Origin of the sequence: Thermoactinomyces sp. CICC 10523 (assembly GCF_016055105.1) — a bacterium.
In the GTDB taxonomy this organism is placed as follows: Bacteria; Bacillota; Bacilli; order Thermoactinomycetales; family Thermoactinomycetaceae; genus Thermoactinomyces_A; species Thermoactinomyces_A daqus.
The window spans coordinates 16759-39106 of the sequence record NZ_JAECVX010000006.1 but is presented as its reverse complement, the minus strand read 5'-3'; the positions used below and the strand labels follow the sequence as shown (position 1 = coordinate 39106).

General features: G+C 48.9%; 21 protein-coding genes and 1 riboswitch. Of the genes, 4 read left to right on the top strand and 17 right to left on the bottom strand.

The window, feature by feature from the left end:
* The first annotated feature begins 90 nt into the window (after window positions 1–90).
* Window positions 91–708: a DedA family protein gene (locus I8U19_RS09175; protein WP_152568464.1), complete on the top strand. Its 618-nt coding sequence runs from the start codon at window positions 91–93 to the stop codon at window positions 706–708.
* 50 nt (window positions 709–758) lie between these two features.
* Here I8U19_RS09175 and I8U19_RS09170 read toward each other — a convergent pair whose 3' ends face one another.
* The 4 genes from I8U19_RS09170 to I8U19_RS09155 all read right to left on the bottom strand — a co-directional run bounded on the left by I8U19_RS09170 (window position 759) and on the right by I8U19_RS09155 (window position 5522).
* Complete coding sequence (locus tag I8U19_RS09170; protein WP_198055749.1) at window positions 759–1733, bottom strand: pyridoxal-phosphate dependent enzyme; 975 nt, start codon at window positions 1731–1733, stop codon at window positions 759–761.
* A gap of 378 nt (window positions 1734–2111) precedes the next feature.
* Window positions 2112–2597, bottom strand: a complete 486-nt coding sequence (locus I8U19_RS09165; RefSeq protein WP_198055748.1) for a hypothetical protein — start codon at window positions 2595–2597, stop codon at window positions 2112–2114.
* Complete coding sequence (locus I8U19_RS09160) at window positions 2569–4647, bottom strand: HelD family protein (protein ID WP_232337246.1); 2079 nt, start codon at window positions 4645–4647, stop codon at window positions 2569–2571. Before I8U19_RS09160 ends, I8U19_RS09165 begins: the two co-directional genes overlap by 29 nt.
* Before the next feature lie 170 nt (window positions 4648–4817).
* On the bottom strand, window positions 4818–5522 hold the full coding sequence (locus I8U19_RS09155) for a cysteine hydrolase family protein (RefSeq protein ID WP_198055746.1): 705 nt from the start codon (window positions 5520–5522) through the stop codon (window positions 4818–4820).
* 195 nt (window positions 5523–5717) lie between these two features.
* Here I8U19_RS09155 and I8U19_RS09150 point away from each other — a divergent pair, with 195 nt between their 5' ends.
* Together I8U19_RS09150 and pdaA are read left to right on the top strand one after the other, a co-directional pair.
* Window positions 5718–6083 carry a four-helix bundle copper-binding protein gene (locus tag I8U19_RS09150; RefSeq protein ID WP_198055745.1) on the top strand — a complete coding sequence of 122 codons (366 nt, stop codon included), beginning with the start codon at window positions 5718–5720 and terminating at the stop codon, window positions 6081–6083.
* A gap of 131 nt (window positions 6084–6214) precedes the next feature.
* Window positions 6215–7000, top strand: coding sequence for a delta-lactam-biosynthetic de-N-acetylase (gene pdaA, locus I8U19_RS09145; protein ID WP_198055744.1), 786 nt, complete (start codon window positions 6215–6217; stop codon window positions 6998–7000).
* Window positions 7001–7063: 63 nt separating this feature from the next.
* Here the strand turns inward: pdaA and I8U19_RS09140 are convergent, their stop codons facing one another.
* Window positions 7064–8155, bottom strand: a complete 1092-nt coding sequence (locus I8U19_RS09140; protein WP_255517832.1) for an alkaline phosphatase — start codon at window positions 8153–8155, stop codon at window positions 7064–7066.
* Window positions 8156–8662: 507 nt separating this feature from the next.
* Here I8U19_RS09140 and I8U19_RS09135 point away from each other — a divergent pair.
* Window positions 8663–9010, top strand: coding sequence for a YkgJ family cysteine cluster protein (locus tag I8U19_RS09135; RefSeq protein ID WP_198055743.1), 348 nt, complete (start codon window positions 8663–8665; stop codon window positions 9008–9010).
* A gap of 232 nt (window positions 9011–9242) precedes the next feature.
* Here I8U19_RS09135 and metE read toward each other — a convergent pair whose 3' ends face one another.
* The 12 genes from metE to I8U19_RS09075 all read right to left on the bottom strand — a co-directional run bounded on the left by metE (window position 9243) and on the right by I8U19_RS09075 (window position 22254).
* A complete protein-coding gene (gene metE, locus I8U19_RS09130; RefSeq protein WP_198055742.1) occupies window positions 9243–11534 on the bottom strand; it encodes a 5-methyltetrahydropteroyltriglutamate--homocysteine S-methyltransferase in 2292 nt (763 codons plus the stop codon).
* A 143-nt stretch (window positions 11535–11677) separates the two neighbouring features.
* Window positions 11678–11881: riboswitch (cobalamin riboswitch) on the bottom strand.
* Window positions 11882–12089: 208 nt separating this feature from the next.
* Complete coding sequence (rnjA, locus tag I8U19_RS09125; protein ID WP_033099635.1) at window positions 12090–13763, bottom strand: ribonuclease J1; 1674 nt, start codon at window positions 13761–13763, stop codon at window positions 12090–12092.
* A 183-nt stretch (window positions 13764–13946) separates the two neighbouring features.
* Window positions 13947–14819 carry a 4-hydroxy-tetrahydrodipicolinate synthase gene (dapA, locus tag I8U19_RS09120; RefSeq protein WP_198055741.1) on the bottom strand — a complete coding sequence of 291 codons (873 nt, stop codon included), beginning with the start codon at window positions 14817–14819 and terminating at the stop codon, window positions 13947–13949.
* Between the two features lie 28 nt (window positions 14820–14847).
* A complete protein-coding gene (gene dapG / locus I8U19_RS09115; protein ID WP_033099633.1) occupies window positions 14848–16077 on the bottom strand; it encodes an aspartate kinase in 1230 nt (409 codons plus the stop codon).
* A 14-nt stretch (window positions 16078–16091) separates the two neighbouring features.
* The gene (locus tag I8U19_RS09110) at window positions 16092–17129 is read right to left on the bottom strand and encodes an aspartate-semialdehyde dehydrogenase (protein WP_198055740.1); all 1038 of its coding nucleotides are present in this window, start codon (window positions 17127–17129) and stop codon (window positions 16092–16094) included.
* 103 nt (window positions 17130–17232) lie between these two features.
* Entirely contained in the window at window positions 17233–17835 is a 603-nt protein-coding gene (locus tag I8U19_RS09105; RefSeq protein WP_033099716.1) for a dipicolinate synthase subunit B, read from the bottom strand.
* Window positions 17836–17843: 8 nt separating this feature from the next.
* On the bottom strand, window positions 17844–18740 hold the full coding sequence (dpsA, locus tag I8U19_RS09100; protein ID WP_198055739.1) for a dipicolinate synthase subunit DpsA: 897 nt from the start codon (window positions 18738–18740) through the stop codon (window positions 17844–17846).
* A 109-nt stretch (window positions 18741–18849) separates the two neighbouring features.
* Window positions 18850–19092: a YlmC/YmxH family sporulation protein gene (locus I8U19_RS09095; protein WP_033099630.1), complete on the bottom strand. Its 243-nt coding sequence runs from the start codon at window positions 19090–19092 to the stop codon at window positions 18850–18852.
* Window positions 19093–19318: 226 nt separating this feature from the next.
* A complete protein-coding gene (locus tag I8U19_RS09090; protein ID WP_033099629.1) occupies window positions 19319–19501 on the bottom strand; it encodes a Spo0E family sporulation regulatory protein-aspartic acid phosphatase in 183 nt (60 codons plus the stop codon).
* Between the two features lie 15 nt (window positions 19502–19516).
* The gene (gene dut / locus I8U19_RS09085; RefSeq protein ID WP_033099628.1) at window positions 19517–19960 is read right to left on the bottom strand and encodes a dUTP diphosphatase; all 444 of its coding nucleotides are present in this window, start codon (window positions 19958–19960) and stop codon (window positions 19517–19519) included.
* Window positions 19957–21207 (bottom strand): M16 family metallopeptidase, encoded by a 1251-nt coding sequence (locus I8U19_RS09080; RefSeq protein ID WP_033099627.1) that lies wholly within the window; start codon window positions 21205–21207, stop codon window positions 19957–19959. The genes dut and I8U19_RS09080 overlap by 4 nt, the downstream gene beginning before the upstream one ends.
* An 81-nt stretch (window positions 21208–21288) precedes the next feature.
* A complete protein-coding gene (locus I8U19_RS09075) occupies window positions 21289–22254 on the bottom strand; it encodes a polysaccharide deacetylase family protein (RefSeq protein WP_232337245.1) in 966 nt (321 codons plus the stop codon).
* Window positions 22255–22348 lie beyond the last annotated feature (94 nt).

Genomic DNA, 22348 nt, shown 5'->3' with positions numbered 1-22348 from the left:
GGGGAGGAGTATCAAATCCGATTGCCAGCATGTTGCTTCTGTAACATTGCCTCAAATCAGTTGACAAACCACCTGACAGAAGGGATTCCTTTGGAACACAAAGCACTTATTCACTTGCTCCTGCATTACAAATATATCGGCATCTTCAGCCTCTTTATGTTCGGGTTGATCGGGCTGCCCGTGCCGGATGAAGTATTGCTCACACTCATCGGCATTTTGGTCACAGAAAAAAAACTGGCGTTGATCCCGAGCGCGCTGACCAGCTATGCAGGCAGCGTAACGGGGATGTCTTTCAGCTACTGGATCGGCCGGGCTTTAACCAAGACCTTAGTCAAAAGATTCGGCCGTTGGTTTGGCATCACCCCGGAGCGATTGGGAAAGGCACATACATGGTTTGAACGGTACGGAAAATGGACGATCAGCGCCAGTTACTTCATTCCCGGTTTGCGTCACGTGATCGCTTACTTTTCCGGTTTCAGCCGTTTATCCTACCCCCGTTTTCTCCTGTTTGCCATCATCGGCGCCGGCTTCTGGATCACCCTGTTTCTTTCTTTGGGCCTGTTGCTCGGACGGGATTGGCTGTTTTTGCTGGCGGCCATTCACCGCTATATGCTGATTGCCGTTTGTCTGGCCGCAATGTTGTTGCTGTTCGGCTGGTCTCTCAAAAAAACCATGACAAAACCCCGGAAGAATCCCGAACATGATTAACATGCCGCCTTCCGGGGCCTTTCTTTTCCGCGCCATCCTCTTTGGCTCCGCTATATATCCCACTTTCCGCTGATTTTCGCCCACAAGCCGGGGTCCAGATTCCCCCCGCTGATGATGACACCGATTTTCTGCCCGCATGCAAAGGGAACTTTCCCTGCCAACAAGGCGGCCACCGTTACGGCTCCTGACGGCTCCACCACCCACTTGAAGCGAGTAAAAATATAGCGCATCGCCTCGATAATCTCCTCTTCCGTCACCGTGACGATTTCGGAAACATGATTTTGGATGACGGGAAACGTCAATGTCCCGAGTGAAGTGGTTCGCAGTCCGTCCGCGATCGTATCGGGTGAGTCGATGGTTACCCGCTCTCCTTTTGCCAAGGATAAGGCTGCATCATTTGCCTTGGCGGGTTCGGCTCCGACGATGCGAATCGACGGATTCACTCCATGCGCGGCAATGGCCGTCCCGGAAATTAATCCGCCCCCGCCAACCGGGGTCATGATTCCATCCAATTCCGGTACTTCTCTCAAAAGCTCCAATGCAGCCGTCCCTGCCCCGGCGATCACGCGCGGATGATCAAAAGGGGGAATCAAGACCATTCTCTTTTGCTCCATCCACCTCTTGGCAACCTGTTCGCGATCTTCTTTCCACCGGTCATAAAAAACGATCTCCGCCCCATAGCCCCGGGTTGCTTCCACTTTTACCCCGGGGGTATCCTGAGGCATGACGATGACCGTCTCAATCCCCAGAATTTTGGCGGCCAGCGCAATCCCCTGGGCGTGATTTCCGGAAGAAAAAGCGATAACGCCCCTTTTTTTGTCATCGTCGTCCAGTCCGCTGACAGCATGGTAAGCCCCGCGAAACTTAAAGGCTCCGCCGCGCTGAAAATGTTCGCATTTGAAATAAACTTCGTACCCCGTCCACTCATTAAATGAACGGGAAGTCATGACCGGAGTCCGGTTTGCAATCCCGTCCAGATTCTGCGCTGCTTGCACAATATCATCAAAGTTTACGCTTTTCCCCACTTTGATCCGCTTCTCCCCTCTTGGAGCCGGCCATCGCAAGATCCGGGATACGCCGGCAAAATTCCGGGCAGTAACCAAAGCCCGGATAGAAAACAAGCCCGCTCCGTTTCTTTCCTTCGCCTTCTTTAGATCACCCTCAAGGAAAAAAACCCATTCCCTTCTTCAGAAATCCGCCTCTTCACCGGGAATCACTGCCGAAAAACGCAGCACAGCCCGGTGTCCTCCGGCTGAACCACCTCAAAACATGCAAATGCGATGCGTGAGCAATATTCCCCCGCTTTTCTCCTTCCTGGGCAATCATCCATACGGCTGTGCCAAAGACTACATATAACGAATACATATATTGTATCCCAATTGTCAGTGCGAAAGGAATGAAGACTATGCACCACAAACAAAGGGGAGAATTTGACCACCCCTATGCCCATCTCCAGCAACAGCCATTTCCGTTTCCTCCGAGCCGGCCTCAACAACCGATGCAGCCCGGACAACCAACCACCCCGTCTCAGCCGCTGACGCCATACCCGATGATGCCACGGCAACCTTCGCAACCCGGACCGGGAGGACCTTCCCCGACCAGGCCATCGTACCCATCCCCCATGCCAGCCAGACCGCAACAACCTTCACCGCCGGGGCTCGGAACTGGTCCGACCCGTTCGATGCCGAATCCCCTGCAATGGTTTCTTCAATATATTTATCGACCGCCGCATCGGTATTAAGAACACCTTGGCGCGTCATCGACAGGGCTGACGATTTCCAACTGAAAGAAACCGTCAGCCCGTTTTTTGGCCCCGCCACTCTGCATGATTTTCTCACCCCGCCAGGAAAAATAGACGGTTCAATCAACTGAAGACAAAAGGCCTTCAACTGCCCCTTCCTGTACAGCATCGGCCAACGAACGGCCGATGAGCGGCGAACAAGGATCGTTGCAGAGCAAATAAAGCTGATGCAGGGCCCGTGTACACCCGACAAACAGCAACTTTGCGTTTAATTCGTCATCAGGATAATGTTGATCATCAAGGTCCATCATCACCACCGCATCAAATTCCATCCCTTTGCTCAAATAAACGGGCAGGATGGAAAGGCCGCCCCGATACTCAGTTTGACCGGAGAGGATCAGGTTGGGCTGCCATCCGTTCGCCAACAATTGTTCATATATTTTTCTGCTTTCTTCTTCCGTTCGCATGATAATCGCCAGCGATTGAACTTTGGCAAACGTTTGCCGGAGCAATTGCAAAAGCTTCTCCAGCCTCTCCTCCCTGCCGGCGTGAATCACACGGACGGGTTCCCCGCTGCGGTAAACAGGTTTGGCCAGAGCGACATCCCCTGCATATTTGCTCACAATCTGATTGGCAAAGCGTATGATCTCCATCGTGGAGCGATAACTTGTATTCAGCTCAAATTTCCGAACCTGATCCTGATCGAACACCTCAGCCAATTCACGCCACTCTGTAATCCCGCGAAAGGAATAAATGTTTTGCAACAAGTCGCCCAAAATTGTAAAAGAATTTCCCCGGCAGTGCTTTTTTAAGATCGCCAGTTGATAAGGCGATACGTCTTGCGCCTCATCCAAAACAATGTGATCATACACTTCCTTGGCATCCAGTCCGAAAAAGCGGTGCTTAATTGCCACGAGCGGGGCCAAGTCTTCCCATTCGATTTCTTTCTTTTTCCCGGCCACCATCCCGTATTCCGCCGGCAAAGATCGCAGCAGCTGCTGATACCATTTCAAGGGAGTGTGATTCGGCCATGTTTTCATAAAGCTGCGCAACCGGGCGGATGCTTTCTTTTTTATCTCTCTGCGCGGATCAAGATGGCGGATTTCTTTATATTCCGTTTCCAACCAGCGTTTGATCCGGGCCATCACCCGCTCTTTGCGCTTCATCAGCGGCTCATGCCGATATTCCTCATAAAACCATTTTTGAATTTCTTCAGCCGGCAGATGCTTGTTCTCCCAGGCCACAAACGGACGGTCTGGCACAAAGGACGCCTCATACTCATCCAGTCGTTTTTCCACCAGTTGCATAAAACGGATGCTTCCTTTGAAACGGGCAACCTCACTGCCCTTTGTCCCCTCCGTTCGCTGCTCAAACCACCATTCCAACCGTTCATCCTGACTTCGCAACTCCACTTGCTCTTCCAATTGTTCCAAAGCCCAGTCGGCAAATGTGGTTTGTTTTACATCCCCCACTCCCAGTTCCGGCAGTACATCGGAAATATAATCAATAAACATTTGGTTTGGAGCAAATATAATCATTTTCTCCGGGCGGATCTTTTCCTGGTAGCGGTAGAGTAGATAAGCGAGCCGATGAAGCGCGACCGTCGTTTTCCCGCTGCCGGGTACACCCTGAATGATGATGGCCCGGTTACGCTCCGCGCGAATAATCTGATCCTGTTCATACTGAATCGTCGACACAATGTCCCGCAGGCGGTGATCTTTATTTTCCTCCAGACGATAAAGCAAAAATTCATCAGTCACGTTCACATTTTCCGCACCGCGCACATAACTGTCGACGACCCGCTCCAACTGCTGATTTCGAATGGCGATATTCCGTTTCAAATGGACTGTTCCTTCAATGCGTCCATCGGGAGAATCATAATAAGCCCGATCACTCTGTCCGGAAAAAGAATAAAACATGCTCGAAACCGGCGCCCGCCAATCAACCACCAGCAAATCGCCAGTATCCTCGTCTTGAAGTCCCACTTTGCCAATATAAATGGGAACCACCCGGCTTGTTTGCTGCTCCTGAAAATCAAACCGTCCGAAATAAGGTTCCTTTTTGGCAATGTCCAGATTTTGCCTTTGTTTTTGCCGCTGAGCGTCCAGCGCTTGTTCCACAGGATCCTTCCCATAATAACGGGGGATTCCATCCAGTGTTTTTTGTTGCTGTTCCACTTTTTTCAATACATCTGCCAATTTTTTCTTCTCCTCATTAAAAGGGTATCCAACCGATTCACATCCTTCCAAGAACAGTAAAAAGCACCGGGATTGGACGGTGCTTGCATTAAATCCATGTAATTTTTTAAAACGGGAAATGGTTATATTCTACACCATTTCTTTCTTTCCTCCAAAAATAATATCAAAACTCATTCGAATTCCGAAAAAAGGTCCAGTACAGAAGACGAAGTGGGCAAACACCAATCTCTTTGCAAAACAAACGCCAAAGTTTTCCAGCTGATCAGACATACTCCCGCCAAGATCATCTGCTGAATGACGGATTCCGTCACAACCGTTTTCTCCTCTTCTTCTCCAATCACCATAAACACCTGGTATCCCTGTGATACTGCCGTGAGCGCGGTAAAGACGGCGGCCGGATCGAGTCCTATCCCGGCCAAAATCAGACTTTTGCACTTCGTCTGCCTGATTGCCCCAACAAAATCACAATGCTCCCAGGCATTGGTCTCTGTTCTCGGAAGAATCGGCACTGCCGGAAAGAGGCTGTGCAATTTTTGCTCCAGCACCCCTCTCCTGCTTCCCTTCTCCGTCCTCAGCAAAGATATCAACGCCGGCATCTGAAAAATCCCCGCCAGCCGGCCAAGCGCAATCATCCGTTTCATCAATCCGGAATGTGCCACCGGACCGGCAGCAGCCAGCAGCTCCTCTTCCAGATCCAGATAGACCAGAACCATCCTGCCCGGATCGTGCTGCGGAGGAGCGGGCCCCATTTCCGGAAACGGTTTTCCTATTTTAAACCAACCGGGATCAACACCTTCATAATGGCGTTCATTATGAACTTCATGATGCACTTCATGGTGCACTTCCGTAAAAGTGCCACGTCGCTTCCTATTCATAATATTCCCCTTTTTACCCCTCTGATCCTTTCTTCAATGTATGCCCGGTTCTTCACAAAAGAGACTGTCTCATCTGTAACCGGACAGCAGGCCATTGCAATAAATCCCTGAACATGGGAAAAACGGCCATATCCTTTTGTGTTCATGACGAATAGCTTAATTAGGGACATCAGCAGAGGAAATGGAGGAATCATGATGCCACGTCGTACCGAATTGGCCCGGACGGCCGAACAATGTGCACGAACCTGTGAACAGCTGGCCCATACCCTTTGGCACCGGCAGGACGTGCACCGGAGAATGAGACAAATCCGCCTGTTGCAGGATTGTGCCTTTTCCTGCAGACATTTACACCTGTTACTTATCAGAAATCGTCCGGAAGCAAGACAAGAAGCGGAGCGCTGTGCTTCAATCTGCGAAAGATGCGCCAGGGAGTGCCGGAAATTCTCCGATCCGGAATCCCGCCACTGCGCCGAGGTGTGCACGAACTGCGCCAGAGATTGCCGAAACTACGTCCGCGCTCGGTCGTTCAGTTATGAGTGGGATCTGTACAGCTATTTTTAAACCGGGGCCTCCCGGTTTTTTTATGCATCCATCCAATATCCTATATATGGATGGATAACTGTCCGCTGAGCGAGAGATATTACCCCTAGCCAAATTCAGGAGCCATCAAAAGGAAAGGAGTGAAAACCAACATGAAACAAGTGCGATTGTTTGGCCTTGTATTCGCCATCATCTGTCTGTTAATTGTTCCCCTTGACGCCAAGGCACATGAAGCAAAACCGTATCACTTCGGGTTTAAAAAGAGCAAAAACGGCCAGCTTCCTTCCATCGCCCAGGAAGGATTCATGGAGATCCTGAAAGAGCATGGGGCCATTTTCCTCGGGGATTCTCATAAAAAAGAGCTGTATCTCACCTTTGATAACGGATATGAAAATGGATATACCGGCAAAATCCTCGACATTCTCAAAGAAAAAAAGGTTCCTGCGGCCTTTTTTGTTACGGGTCATTATGTCAAAGACCAGCCCGAATTGATCAAACGAATGGTTAAAGAAGGACATGTGATTGGCAATCATTCATGGAATCATCCGGACCTGACCCGGGTTTCGGCCGACACGATCAAAAACGAGCTGACCCAAGTGAAAGACGAGGTCACCCGTATAACCGGTACGAAAGATATGCATTTCCTCCGACCGCCCCGGGGGATTTTCAGCGAGCAATCCCTGGCTGTCAGCGGCAAACTTGGCTATACGAACGTTTTCTGGTCCGTCGCTTACAAGGATTGGGATCCCAAAAGGCAAAAAGGCTGGAAATATGCTTATGAGAATGTAATGTCCCAACTCCATCCCGGGGCTGTGATTCTGCTGCATACCGTCTCTAAGGACAATGCCGAGGCATTGAGCAAAATCATCGATGATGCCAGAAAGCAGGGGTACCAATTTAAGAGCTTGGAACAACTGAAAGTGAAAAATTACCGGTAGGAATATGGAAAAAAGAAGGAGCCATGCCCGGCTCCTTCGACTTCATTTTTCACGGGTATGTCCTTATTCTTTTCTTGATAAACCCATGGCCTGAATCAGGGCTTCATGGATTCGCGTGTTTTCATAAACCCCCATAAACAGCCGGCCGCCACATCCTGCTGCCGTCAACGGAACATCAACAGCCGTATGCCCCGTGGTTGTCCAATCAGCAAAAAACTTCTGGTCAGAATGGGCTACATCGAAAGGCCCGTCTTCTCCGGATATGGATTTTTCGTCACCAGACTCATCTTTGCTGTCCGCCTCTTCCACAGCCAAGCCGCCGGTTTCATGATCAGCGAGGACGATGACTAAAGTATCCGGATGTTTTTTGGCATATTCCTTTGCCAGGGCAACTGACTTGTCCAGCTGTTGTCCTGCTTTGATCATTCGTGTCGCGTTATTTTGGTGCCCCATCTCATCAATCGCTTCCTCTTCGACCATCAGGAAAAAACCTTTTTTGTTTTTGGACAAGGTATCGATCGCTTTTTTCGTCATTTCAGGGAGGGAAACAACCGGGGCATACTGATCGCCATCGCCTTCAGGAAGCTGTTTGAACATTTCTTCATTCGCAAAAAGCCCAAGCAGTTTGTCACCATCCGCTCTTTTTAATTGCTCTGCATTGGTAACATAGTCATAACCGAGCCGCTTCGCTTCTTCAACAAGATTCCCCTTTGTCCCTTTGCTCGCTTCACTTTGGCCTTCCGCCGGATGATCAGGATAAGCGCCGGGATTTCCCGCCGGGTACCAATAATCTTCCCCACCGCCAAGGAGAACGTCGACTTTGCTGTTTTCAAGGTACTGTTTGCCGATCTCGCTCTGCAAGGAACGATCGGAGACATGTGCTCCAAAGGCTGCCGGCGTGGCATCGGTAATCTGGCTGGTTGTAACCAAACCGGTTGATTTGCCTGCCTTTTTCGCCCGTTCCAAAACAGTTTCCACCGGCTGGTGATTGACATCCACTCCGATGGCCCCATTGTAAGTTTTTACCCCGGATGCCATTGCCGTTGCGGCAGCGGCCGAATCCGTCACCACACTGGCTGAAGAAGTGTGAACCTGACCGATGTAAGGCATATCATTCATGGACAGCGCAGCCGTTGCGATCAATTTTCTGTTCAACTTTTCCCTCTCCTATCACTGATTTGTTTAATCTCCTCCATTCTAAATCGGTTTTATTAAACAATCTTGAAGAAACTGCAAAAATAGAATTCATTTCGTGTTACTGAATCAAATTTCCAACAACTGACCTAAGAGACAGACCTACAGCCTGCGCGCTGAACAGACCGAGATCCATCATGCTCGAGAAGAGGCATCAGCATTTCCCGAATGATGATAATCCATTTTTTGAACCGGAAGGAGATGAAGGGATTTTGAAATTCAGACAAGAAAAACTTAGCGCGGGAGACGGTTACCGGGGTACAAGGAAGAGCATGTCCAAAATTGCCCGGCGTTTACACAAACAACGTCTTGTTTTCGAATAAAGCGCGTTCCACGCACCCATTTAATATTGACAAATAACTAATTTTATGTTATTATTAAATTTTATTTGACAAACTAAAACACCACCTGTTATGATGGATACGAGACGAAACCCAATCCGGCAATCCACAGAGACAGGGGGTACATATGGAAAACTTACCATGCAAGGGATGCAGAGGATTATGTTGCGGACCTGTTCCTGTTACAGAGCGAGAGCTTAAGATAATAAAAAAGAAAATTAGATCGATGCCACATAAACAACGTTTGGCATTGGAGAAACAACCGCGGTTTTATGGAACGTGTATCTTTTATGACCTGGAAAAGGACCGATGTGGGATTTATTCGGCAAGACCGGAAATTTGCCGTGTGTTTGGCTATCATAAAAACCTGTCTTGTTTCCGCAAACCCGAATTGGCGACAAAAGATAATTGGACAGCCAAAGAAAAACATGTTGGTATATTGTCTAAGGATTTTACTTGGAAGGACTTCAAATGACGTTTTTTGGTTTTTTTCAACGCTTGGCAATTTGATCATCCGCCATCCTTCATTTGCGTGAATGGAATGCGGATGCATCTTTTGTTCGAAAGAAAACAATTTTTTCACTATAAAGAATAAATCCAAGGCCATGAAACAGTTCGATGGCCTTGGATTCATTACCCACTGCGCCGACCTCTCCGTTGATCCCAATCCGGCATTGTTCCGGAAATTACCCCGTTCTGCAGATTGTTCAGCACTCGGACAAACGATTACGGACAATCTGTGTCGCTTTCACCATATTTTTCAGTGAAGCGACGGTTTCCTCAACTCCACGGGTTTTTAAGCCGCAATCAGGATTAACCCAGAACAGTTCAGGTTCCAGAACTTGCAGGCCGCGTTCAATGATGGCAATGATTTCATCAGCGGACGGAATTCGCGGACTGTGGATATCATATACTCCCAGTCCGATTCCTTTGTCATAGTCATAATCTGTAAACGCAGATACCAATTCCCCGTGGCTTCGCGATGTTTCGATTGAAATCACATCCGCATCCAACCGGCTTATGGAGTCGATAAAGTCATGAAACTCACAGTAGCACATATGAGTATGGATTTGCGTCGTGTCTTTCACCGAAGAAGTCGTTAGGCGAAATGCCTTCACTGCCCAATCCAAATACTCCTTCCGTGACGATTTTTTAAGCGGCAATCCCTCCCTGAGGGCTGGTTCATCCACTTGGATCATCTTTATTCCGGAAGCTTCCAACGCTTCCACTTCTTTTCTCAATGCCAGAGCAATCTGCCAGGCCACTTGCTGTCTCGGCAGATCATCACGAACGAATGACCAATTCAAGATGGTTACGGGCCCTGTAATCATTCCCTTGACCGGTTTTTCCGTGAGGGATTGGGCAAAAACACTTTCCTTCACACTCATGGGTTCAAGAAACTCCACATCACCATAAATGATGGGTGGTCTTACACAGCGCGATCCATATGACTGAACCCACCCATTCTGCGTAAAGGCAAACCCTCCCAGCTTCTCACCAAAAAACTCCACCATATCGGTCCGTTCAAATTCCCCGTGAACCAGAACATCGAGCCCGATCTCTTCTTGAATATGGATCCAGTTTTTGATTTGCTTCCGGATAAATTCATCATAACGCTCTCCTGTCCACTCTCCCTTTCTCCACTTTCGCCTGGCTTGCCGCACTTCTGAAGTCTGCGGAAAACTCCCGATCGTCGTGGTCGGCAACAGCGGGAGTTTCAATACGTCCTGTTGCTTCTTTCGCCGCTCCTCAAACGGGAGGTTACGTTGCAGATGATGAGTTTGCAGATTTTCGACAGACCGATGCACTTCCGCACGGTTTCTCACCGGGGATTGAGCCAATTGACGCAGTGCCGCACGGCTGTTGTCCAATCTCTCCGAAACAGTGTGGAAACCATGGTTAAACCCTTTGACCAAAGCGGCGATTTCATCCAGTTTTTCATCGGCAAAAGCGAGTGCATTTTTTATTTCCGGTTCCAAATAAGTCTCATGTTTGACGGAGACAGGAACATGCAACAAACTGCAGGATGGTTGCAGCCATATGCGGTCCGGGGAAACATAACCGGTGATTTCCCTGATCAACTCCGATTTTTTCGGCAAATCCGAACGCCAAACATTTCTCCCGTCAACCAGCCCAACCCCCAGCACTTTGTCAGCAGGAAAACCATACATTTTGATATATTCAAGATTCTTCTCCAAACCGTATGCAAAATCCAGCCCAATCCCTTGGACGGGCAAATCGATCAGCTCCGGATACCATTCGGCATAATCAAAATAAGTTTGCAGCATGATGCAAAGCTGAGGGGCTGCTTCGTGCAATTGCCTGTAAATGTATGCGACCGTTTCCATCTCTTCTTTGCTGATGGATGTAACCAGAACCGGTTCATCAAATTGAATCCACTCAACGCCTTCCTGCTCCAATTCCTGCAAGATTTGCACATACAACGGCATCAACTGCAAGATAAACGCAGGCAACTGTGCGCGTTCGTACCCCTTGGAAAGTTTTATAAACGTATAAGGCCCGACAATCACCGGCTTCCCTTGAATCCCCAGTTTTTCTTTTGCCTCGCGATAAGCTTTAAGAGGTTTATTTTCCGTCAGGGTTGGTTGCACTCCCTCATATTCCGGAACAATGTAGTGATAATTCGTGTTAAACCATTTTGTCATTTCACAGGCAACTGCTGTCTGATTTCCTCGCGCCATCGAAAAATAAATATGAAGCGGAACTTCTCCTCCTTCATGGCGAAACCGTTTTGGTACCAGCCCAAACATGACAGCCATATCCAACATATGATCATAAAACGTAAAATCGCCCACAGGGATCAAATCGATTCCATGATCTTTTTGCTTTTGCAGATGCGACAGACGAATCTGTTCCATTCGTTTAAGAAAATCGGCTTCTTCCAATTTTCCTGCCCAAAACGCTTCCAGAGCCTTTTTCCACTCGCGATTTTCCCCAATGCGCGGATAGCCTAAGTTACTGCTTTTGATCCTGCTCATTCTGCAAACCTCCCATATGAGTTCATACATAATAAAAAAGCATTCCCAACGTTCACAGAGAGCGTTAGAAATGCGAAAATAAGCAGGATCAGACAGACGAACCCCTTCACTTTTCTAACACCTCCCTATCTCCCGTAGGTCAAGCAGTGTTGTCAGAATAGGCAGGTCTCCTGGCTCCAGGATCTTCACCAGCTAAACCGCCTTCCCAATCCAGTCAAGGATCAGTGACATCATCTTTTTAGCTGATTCCCCTGTCACAGTGGCGGGACCGCACCGGATTCACACCGGTTTCCCTATTAAACTTTAGAGATGGCTTCCTCTAAAGTACCTATTCCCACTATTTTCATTTGTTTTTGCTATTATAAAGGATCATCAAAGAAAGAACAAGAACAAATTGCTGAATTGTTTTTTTACTGTCCCAAAAACAGATTTCCTCCATGCGCCCATAACACAATCCGTTTATAAATGTTGTCAGCAATCGATTTTACCTCAAATTAAAAAGCCACAACCCCTGATGTTTCAAGGGTTGCAGCCTCTTGTGCGGTTTAGATCCGATTATACTTCCATGATGATTGGCAGAATCATGGGACGGCGGCGGGTTTTCTCAAACAAGAATTTGCTTAGCGCATCACGAATACTTGTTTTCAGGGAAGCCCACTCGCTCACTTGTTCCCTCATACATTTTTCCATCGTTTGGCTTACAATGCGATTCGCTTCTTCCAAAAGCTGTTCTGATTCGCGAACGTAGACAAAGCCGCGCGAAATAATATCCGGACCGGAAAGAATCGTACCGTTTGTTTTACTTAGGGTAACCACAACGACTAAAATGCCGTCTTGGGAGAGTAGTTTACGATCTCTTAGTACGATGTTTCCAACATCTCCAACGCCTAGTCCGTCAATCAGCACTTTCCCTGTCTGAATTTTGGGACCATATCTCGCTTTTCCGTCTGAGAATTCGACTGTATCTCCGTTGTCACAGATAAAAATATTTTCTGGGCGCACTCCCACAGATTCGGCAAGTTGGGCGTGAGCACGCAACATGCGGTACTCACCGTGAATCGGAATAAAATATTTGGGTTTCATCAGGCTTAGCATCAGTTTCAAATCTTCTTGAGAACCATGTCCTGACACGTGAACATGAGAAGTCGTACTGTAAACGACATCAGCGCCGATGCGGAACAGCTGGTCAACAGTGCGGCCGATCAATTTTTCATTCCCCGGAATCGGCGTCGCGGCGATGATCACCGTATCGCCGGGCAAAATCTCCACTTTCCGGTGGGAAGCGTTTGCCATGCGCGTAAGTGCAGACATCGATTCCCCCTGGCTGCCGGTGGAAATCACCGCAACCTTGTTGGCCGGAAGGTGATTAATTTCATCCGGATCTATCAATAAATCTGATGGAATCTCCAGATAACCCAATTCCGAGGCGATATTTACCACATTCACCATACTGCGTCCGACCACCGCCAATTTCCGCCCGTACGTGTGGCAAGCGTCCACCACTTGCTGGATGCGGTGTATGTTGGAGGCAAATGTGGCTACAATGACCCGTTGCTTCGCTTTCCGAAATACTTCTTTAATTCCGTCACCAACCGTGCGTTCCGAACCGGTAAACCCGGGACGTTCTGCGTTGGTACTGTCCGACAACAAACATAAAACGCCTTTTTTCCCTATTTCCGCCATTTTGTGCATGTCGGCCACACGACCCCCGACAGGGGTCAAATCAAATTTGAAATCACCCGTATGCACCACAGCCCCTTCGGGAGTCTCAATGCAGACTCCGACCGAGTCCGGAATGCTGTGGTTCGTATTGAAAAACGTGGCCTTCAAATGGGAACCTAATTTGATTTCCGACTGGTTATTGATCACATGCCGTTTCGTGTCATTCAGCAGATGTGCTTCTCGAAGCTTATGTTCGACCAATCCCATTGTCAGTTTCGTCGCGAAAATGGGAACGTTTAGTTGCCGCAAGATATATGGAAGACCGCCAATATGATCCTCGTGTCCATGTGTTAAGATAATTCCGCGTACTTTCTCCCGATTCTCAACAAGATACGTGATGTCCGGAATGACAATGTCGATTCCCAACATGTCCTCTTCAGGGAACATTAAGCCCGAGTCAATGACGACAATGTCATTCTCGTACTGCACCACATACATGTTTTTTCCGATTTCATCCAACCCACCGAGAGCAAAAACGTAGAGTTTGCCCCGCTGGTTTTTTGTCACAAATGTACCTCCTATATATTCTGTTGTCGTCACCCTAAACCGCACAAATCTCACTTGTTCTCATTATATACGATCAAAAAATATGTATGCAACCAATTCTTGTTGAAACGGAGCTGAAGAAATCATCGCGATTGAGGAAAAATGAGAAAAACCGACCTGCACATACAGATCGGCTCATTCTGATTATAATAATTCCCTGATCCATTCATCCGTTGCCGCCCTTTGCAGTTCATCCATTTCTGTGAGCGGCAACCGGACATAAGGCTCCGACCAGCCCTTTTGCGCCATCGCATACTTTAACGGCACAGGGCTGGATGTGATAAACAAACCGTGGAAGACGGGCAACAGTTTCTGATGAATGGCGATCGCCTTCTGATTGTCACCGGCAAAAAAGGCATCGATCATCTCTTTTATCTCTCTGCCGACCAAATGACTGGCCACACTGACCACACCGGCTCCGCCCACAGCCAGCACCGGCAGGGTGATTCCGTCATCGCCGCTGTAAACGGCCACATCCGGGGAAATGGAAGCGATCAGGTTGGAGATTTGCCCCATGTTTCCGCTCGCCTCTTTGATCGCCACGACCTGATCCAATTCGGCCAGGCGCTGCATCGTATCAACAGTCATATTGACACTGGTGCGCCCGGGGACATTGTAAAGCATGACCGGCAGTGACGTCGCAGACACAATCGCCTTAAAATGTTGCACCAGTCCCTCTTGCGAAGGCTTGTTATAATACGGTGCAACCAGCATGATTCCGTCGACACCGATCTCTTCCGCCTCTTTGGTCAGTTCGATGCTTTGCTGTGTATTGTTGCTGCCGGTTCCCGCAATCACTTTCACGCGTCCGGCCACTTTCTCTTTGGTAAAACGGAACAAAGCCAATTTCTCTTCGTGAGTCAAAGTAGGCGATTCGGCTGTTGTTCCTGAAACGACGATCCCGTCGCTCCCCGTTTCGATCAAGCGCTCAATGCATTCTTCCAGCCGGGGCCAATCAATTTCGTTTTCCTTGGTGAACGGGGTGTACATCGCAGTAATTAACCGGCCAAAAAACATATCTCTCACTCCATTTCCAAATGCACGCTCACGCATAATTGAGATTATGCAGGTTAAATTTCCGGTGAAGGGCACGAATGGCTTTTACCATATCTTCTCCGTGCACCAGCACCCAGATCGTCGTATGCGAATCGGCCGACTGCAAAATTTGTACATCTTCTTCAGTCAGCGCTTCAGAGATTTTCGCCATAACCCCCGGCACCCCGGCAATGCCCGCACCAACGACCGAAACTTTGGCACAGCCGCGGGAAAGTTCCGGAGTTAATCCCAAGTCGCTGATGATGGCTGCTGCCTGGTCGGCAAGGTCATCATAAACCGTATAAGCGATCTCACACGGATTGACACTGATGAAGTCGACACTGATCCCATGGTCGGCCATCGCTTTAAACACGCTTACCTGCCAATCATATTGGCCCTGGTTTACACGGATTTTTATTTGCGTCACATTGGGCATCTGTGTAATCCCGATAATCGTGGTTTCCCGCACTTCACTGGCCGGGCGGTCGATTTCCGTCAAATGCGTCACCAGTGTTCCCTTATGATCCGACATCGTCGACCGCACGCGAATCGGGATTTGCGTTTGCATGGCAATTTCAACGGCCCGCGGGTGGATCACTTTGGCCCCCTGAAACGCCAGGTTGCACATCTCGGTATACGTAACCTGTTCCAGTTGGGCGGCATCTTCAACAATGCGCGGATCAGCGGTCATGATCCCTTCGACATCAGTGAAAATATCCACATATTCTGCATGCAAAGCGGCCCCCAAAGCGGTCGCGGTCGTATCGCTGCCGCCCCGGCCCAATGTCGTGATCTCCCCATCGGTTGTCTGCCCTTGAAAACCGGTCACGATCACGACATTTCCTTTTTCCAGTTCATGTTTGACCCGCTTGGGATTGACGGTAATAATCTGTGCGTTGGTATGATGATTATTCGTAATGATTCCCGCTTGTCCACCAGTCAGTACACAGTTTTGAATTTCATGTTTTGTTAAGAGGGAAGAAATCGTGGCGGCGGAAATAATTTCACCACAGCTCATCAACAAGTCTTTTTCGCGCGGAGTGATTACGTCCCCATATTGTTTGGAAATACTTAATAGTGTATCTGTTGCATAGGGGTCTCCCTTTCTCCCCATCGCAGAAACCACGACGACCAGACGATATTCTTCGGCCAGCGCCTTGCGAATATGATGCAATACGCGCTGGCGCTGTTCGGGGGTCGCCACTGAGGTTCCGCCAAATTTCTGTACGATGATCCTCATGGTGTATCCCTTCTCTATCTTTCATTTTCAATGAGTACTTCCGCAATTTGAATCGCATTGGTGGCTGCCCCTTTGAGCAGATTGTCGGAAACGACCCACAGGTTGAGTCCGCGCGGATGATTCAGGTCACGCCGCAGCCGTCCGACAAACACCTCGGTGCGATCCGCAGAATGAAGCGGCATCGGGTAAATTTGCCCGGCAATGTCATCCTGAACCACAATTCCCGGCATCTCGCTTAAAAGTGCCCGAACCTCATCCAATTCAAAATCTGATTTTAATTCCACATAAACAGATTCGCTGTGTCCGCGGAAAACCGGTACGCGCACACATGTCGCCGTTACGCCGATCGAGTCATCGGCAAAGATTTTTTTCGTCTCACGGACCATTTTCATCTCTTCCAGGGTAAACCCGTTTTCTTCAGCTACATCCACTTGCGGAATCACATTAAAAGCCATTTGGTAATGCCGATCCAATTTTCCCACCGGAAGCACACTGGCGGTCACTTCATCCCCGTTCAAACTCGCCTTCGTTTGCTGCTCCAGCTCGTGGATCGCCTGCCAGCCGGCTCCCGAAACAGCCTGGTAGGTGGAAACGATCACGCGTTCGATGCCGTAGCGATCATACAGCGGTTTTAGTGCAACGACCATTTGAATGGTTGAACAGTTTGGATTGGCAATAATCCCTTTATGATTTTTCGCCGCTTCCGGATTTACTTCCGGCACCACCAGGGGAACTTCCGGATCCATCCGAAACGCATTGGAATTATCAATCACAACCGCTCCTCTTTTCGCCGCTTCCGGCGCGAGCACCTTACTGACACCGCCGCCCGCACTGAACAGGGCAAAGTCAACACCGTCAAAGCTCTCCGGCGTCGCTTCTTCGACCACCACTTCTTCCCCGCGAAAAGTGATCGTTTGCCCGGCAGATCTTTTGGATGCAAGAGGGCGCAATTCTTTTACTGGAAAATTTCGTTCATCCAAATACTTGAGCATTTGTTGTCCCACAGCCCCGGTTGCTCCGACGACAGCTACTGTGTATTCCCTGTTTGCCACTCAATTTCCCTCCAATAATCCTGATCATATGGGAGTCGTCCTCCAAACAGCAAAAAAGCAGGCAATTGGAGGACGTCTGTCTTATTGCGAAAGCTCTTATCTATTATGAAGTGAAATCGCGATATTTTTCAACTATTAATGGTTGCAACTGCCTTCCTTCAATGGCTGACAAACAGGTTTCGGGGATCAGTTCCATCCGCGCCACCATTGATTTCGGCTTTTTTTCCGGAGCATCCTGACCAAAAGGAACAAAATATACATCTTTTGTTGTCAGCAGACAGGCCAGATTCTTTGCGTTCAACCCCAGTGCGTCGTTGGTGGAAATGGCCAACACGACCGGCCGGTGATTGCGCATCTGCGCCTTGGCGGCCATCAGCACCGGCCCATCTGTCATCGCATTTGCCAGACGCGATAATGTATTCCCCGTACAAGGGGCAATCACCAGGCAATCCAAAGTTTTGGCGGGGCCGAGAGGTTCAACCTCGGGGATGGACATAAGCGGTTCCTGCCCGGTAATTTCTTTGATTTTTCGCTTCCAATACTCCGCCGTCCCAAACCGGCTGTCCACCGTTGCGACGGTATGGGAAATAATCGGAACCACTTTTGCCTCCATTTCAACCAATCGCTGCATTTGCGGCAGAACCTCGTCATGCGTGCAGTGGGACCCTGTCATGGCAAAACCGATTGTCAATCCGGCAAAGCTGATCTCCCTCACTACACGGCTCCCTCCTTTTGCAATTCGGTTGTCATCAGTTGCGTGATGGTTCGGGCGAGGATACGACCCGCCGTCTTCGGCGCCACTATACCCGGCAAACTCGGAGCCAAAATCGCCTTGATTCCCCGTTTCTCGGCAAAGGTGTAATCCACTCCGCCCGGTTTGGAAGCCAGATCAATGATCACCACATCATGAGGAACTTGTGCCAGCACTGTGGAAGTGATAATGAGGGCGGGAATCGTATTAAAAATCAAATCGGCATTGCGGACATACTGAGCCAAATCCTCGATATCGAACGATTCCATCCCCATTTCAAAGACCCTTGCTTTATAGGCGGAACCACGCACCCCCACCTTGACCCGTGCCCCGATTGCATGAAGCGTTCTCGCCAGCGACATCCCGCATCTTCCCAGCCCGAGAACGATGCATTCAGAACCGTGGATGGTGATGTCCGTATTTTGGATCGCCATCATCAATGCTCCCTCCACGGTCGGAATCGAGTTATAAATGGCAACGTCATCCCGCTCCATCAGTTCAAACAGAGCGATCTGATATTTTTGGCAGAGATTTTTCAAATATTGTGTTGCCATCCCAGCAAACATCAGGCAATGCTTGGGAAGCGCCGCCACATGTTCTTCTGTGAGCACCAGGGTTTTGGAGGTAAATACGCTGTTTACCATCCCGTACTCATCTGTTCCGATAATGGGTAAAACGAGGACATCAGCTTGCCTCAACACATCTGCCGATAATTCCTTCAAGGTCGCGCCGCTGAGGGGGCTTTGCAAATTGTCATAACCGATGAGACTTACCCTGGCATCCATCTGGATACAGCTTTTTATAACTTCCAACTGTCTCGCATCTCCACCGAGGAAGACAACATGCTTACCTTCCAGCATATGCAATTAACTCCTTTCCCCGGAAGAATAAGTACACAAAAAGGCATTGCCAACTAATCAATCCTTGCTTGCATCATATGAGGGTGTTGGGTATTCGGTTCCGCACTTTTTATCCTTTCTGCTCAGCCGTGCTGATGATCACCATCTCCGGCCCCACTTTTTTGACCAGACGCCAGGATAATTCAATCTGCCGCGATTTCTTTTTGAACCACGAGGAACCCACCGGGATCAAAATGGATTCGATTTTTCCGGTCTGCGGGTGAAAAGTCAGATCCGCATGCAAAAAGTTTCCCAGTCGCTCACCGTTAACCAAATCAATGCATTCCTTTTCGGCAAATTCACTCCAACGCATATTTCTCCTCCATTTTTGCTCAGCATGATAAAAAAACTTTCTTTACCTCATATTTATGAACGGAAAAAGCAAAACATAAGAAAAATCCCCCCGCTGTTGCAGGGGAAAATAAACATTCCTCTTATCGCAAGCACGATCCGGGGGAAAGCCTGAACAGACCCGTTCCTCATTGCGCTTTGACACAAAAAAGCCCGGGGGATTATCCGATGCGCCCCCCAGGCTTTCTTTATTGACAACACTTTTTTTTGGCTTTTTGCACTTCGAGGATGAGCAGATCCAACTTCATGGAAAGCGGCAAGACTTCCGCAGCTCCCAAGCGAACGGGTTCACCGCTCACAAACTGATACAGCTCATGCCTGAGCCGCTCCAATTCTTCTTCCACTGCCTTGCATGGCAAGATTTCAGCCATGAAGATCCCCTCTTCCTATTTGCCGGTATGACCAAACCCACCTGCACCGCGAGCTGTTTCATCCAACTGCTCCACGATCTCCAACGATACCTGCGGCACCTCTGCGAAGACAAGCTGAGCAATGCGATCTCCGCGTTCAACGCTAAACGGTTCATCCCCCAAATTAAGCAAAATGACACCAATTTCGCCCCGATAGTCAGCGTCGATCGTACCGGGAGAATTGAGAACGGTGATCCCCTGCTTTAAGGCCAAGCCACTTCGGGGCCGTACTTGCGCTTCCAGGCCCGTCGGCATGGAAACGGCGATTCCGGTAGGGATCAACTTCCATTTCCCCGGCTCGATCACGGATGTTTCCTTTACCGCTGCATGAAGGTCAAATCCGCTGGAACCAATGGACATTTTTGTTGGAAGAGGCAAATCTTCGTTTCCTTGTAGTTGAATAACTTTGACACCGATCAAGCGAGTTCCTCCCTGAAACCTTCTGGTATTTTACCGTCAGGTGAGATGAGAGCCAGCGACATGGGAGAGGTGAAAAGCTCACAAGCCAGCTCATTGACATCATTTAAGGTAATCCGCTCCACACTGTCCACGATTTCATCCATGGACAGATGCCTTCCCAGCAGAAGCTCATTTCTTCCCAAACGGCTCATGCGATTGTTTGTGCTCTCCAAGCCCAACATCAAACTGCTTTTCAGCTGTTCTTTTGCTTTGTTCAATTCATCAGCGGTCAATCCATGCCGTTTCACTTGCTCCAGTGTCTGGCAAATGCATTCGCACACTTCTTCTTCCTGGCCATGCTTGGTTCCGGCATAAACGGCAAACACGCCCCCATCGCGATGCGCGGAGTGATATGAGTAAACAGAATAAGCGAGGCCCCGCTCTTCCCGGATTTCCTGGAACAAACGCGAACTCATGTTTCCTCCGAGAACATTATTAAGTAAAACCAGCGTATAAATGCGTGAATCCCGAATCGAAAGTCCCGGAAGGCCAATGCAGAGATGAGTCTGTTCCGTCGGCTTTTGTCTTACTTTCACCCCCGGCACAAATCGGAGGGGATTCGTCCCTTTGACCGCCGACTTTCCTTGAAATCCGCCAAATGATGCGACGATTTGGTCGTAATAATCATCCGGCAGATTCCCGGCCACCGCAACCACCACCTGGTCCGGCGTATAATGATCCTTTTTGTATTCAAGCAGGGCTTCTCTCGTAAAGCGGAGGACCGTCTCCTCATTTCCGAGCACGGGATAGCTGAGAGTGTGATTCCCGAGTGAGGCGACCGACAGCAAATCGTGAACCAAGTCGTCCGGTGTATCTTCCACCATGCGAATTTCCTCAACAATCACCTTTTTCTCTTTTTCAATTTCGCCCTCGGCAAAAACGGAGCCAAAAAACATATCCGTGAGAATTTCCAGAGCGGTGGAAAAATGTTGATCCAGCACTTTTCCGTAATAGCAGGTGATTTCTTTGGAAGTAAATGCGTTGACATGGCCGCCGATCGCATCAAAAGCCTCCGCCAGCTGCCTCGCCGATCTTTTTTCCGTCCCCTTGAACATCATGTGCTCAATAAAATGGGAAATTCCGTTATTTTGTTGATTTTCATCTTTTGAACCCGCACCCACCCAGATGCCCAGCGCGACAGAGCGGACATGCGGGATTTTCTCGGCGACGATCCGAACCCCGTTTGGCAACGTATGTTTTACGATCAAGTAAGATCCTCCTTATCCACGGCAAGAGAGCATTAATCAAGCAGTATCCATACTATAACAAAACTTGCATATCCGCTCAAATCAATCTGCCCGATTGGATGAAAGAACTTCACCGACCGTTGTCCATTTTAATCCTTTTCTCTTCCCCTCACGCAAAATTTGCCGCAAAGCTTTTACCGTCCGGTCTGTCGGATGCGTCAACAAAAGGTGACCTGGTCCGAGTTCCCTTTTCACTTTGGTAACCATCATCCCCGGGGAGACGGATTTGCGCCAATCGACAGTGTCAACAGTCCATAAAACCGTTTGCAGCTGGTGCTTGGCTGCGACTTCACATACCATCCGGTTAAAATCACCTGCGGGAGGAGCAAACCATTTGCTTTTGGTGTTCAACGTTCGCTCAATCAGGGACTCGGTTTTCCCGATTTCCCGTTCCATTTGATTCCTGCTAATTTTGCTCATCAACGGATGCGAATAAGCGTGATTGCCGATCTCATGCCCGTCGACTGCGATTCGCCGTGCCATGTCCGGATTTTTTTCCAGCCACGAACCATCAAGAAAAAATGTGGCTTTTACCTTTTCCTCTTTCAATATCTTTAGCATGTCAGGAATATATTCCGTGCCCCAGGCCACATTCACCATCAAAGCAACCGCTTTTTTTCGTTCATTCCCACGGTAAACCGGTTGGGGACCGAGATCGCTCAAAGAGACTTTCGGGGGAATCTCCCGATAAACCCAAACGATTTTCGACTGATCTTTTTGTCTGAGAGTCCGTCGCACCGTTTCTTCTATGTTCACTTCCCTGCCATTTAGGCCGGGAATCGCTTTCCATACCCGATCAACCCGTGCATCAATCGGTTTTATGTAATACTTGGCTGCCTCTTTTTTCACCCGTTCATAAAGCGGGTTTTCTTCATCAAAATAATGAAATACCTGTATTGATTTATGATTTTTCACAGATGCCACATAAGATTCGATCACTGGTGTTTGCACCAAGACGACCATAAAAACAACAGACAAGAGTATGGATGCCGCCCGGATCGGAAACAAGGCTTGTCACCTCCTTTTTTCCTACCATATGCGGGCAGGCATCTTCCTATTCTTCCCCTGAAAACGTAAAAAAAGAGACAGATCGCTCTGACTC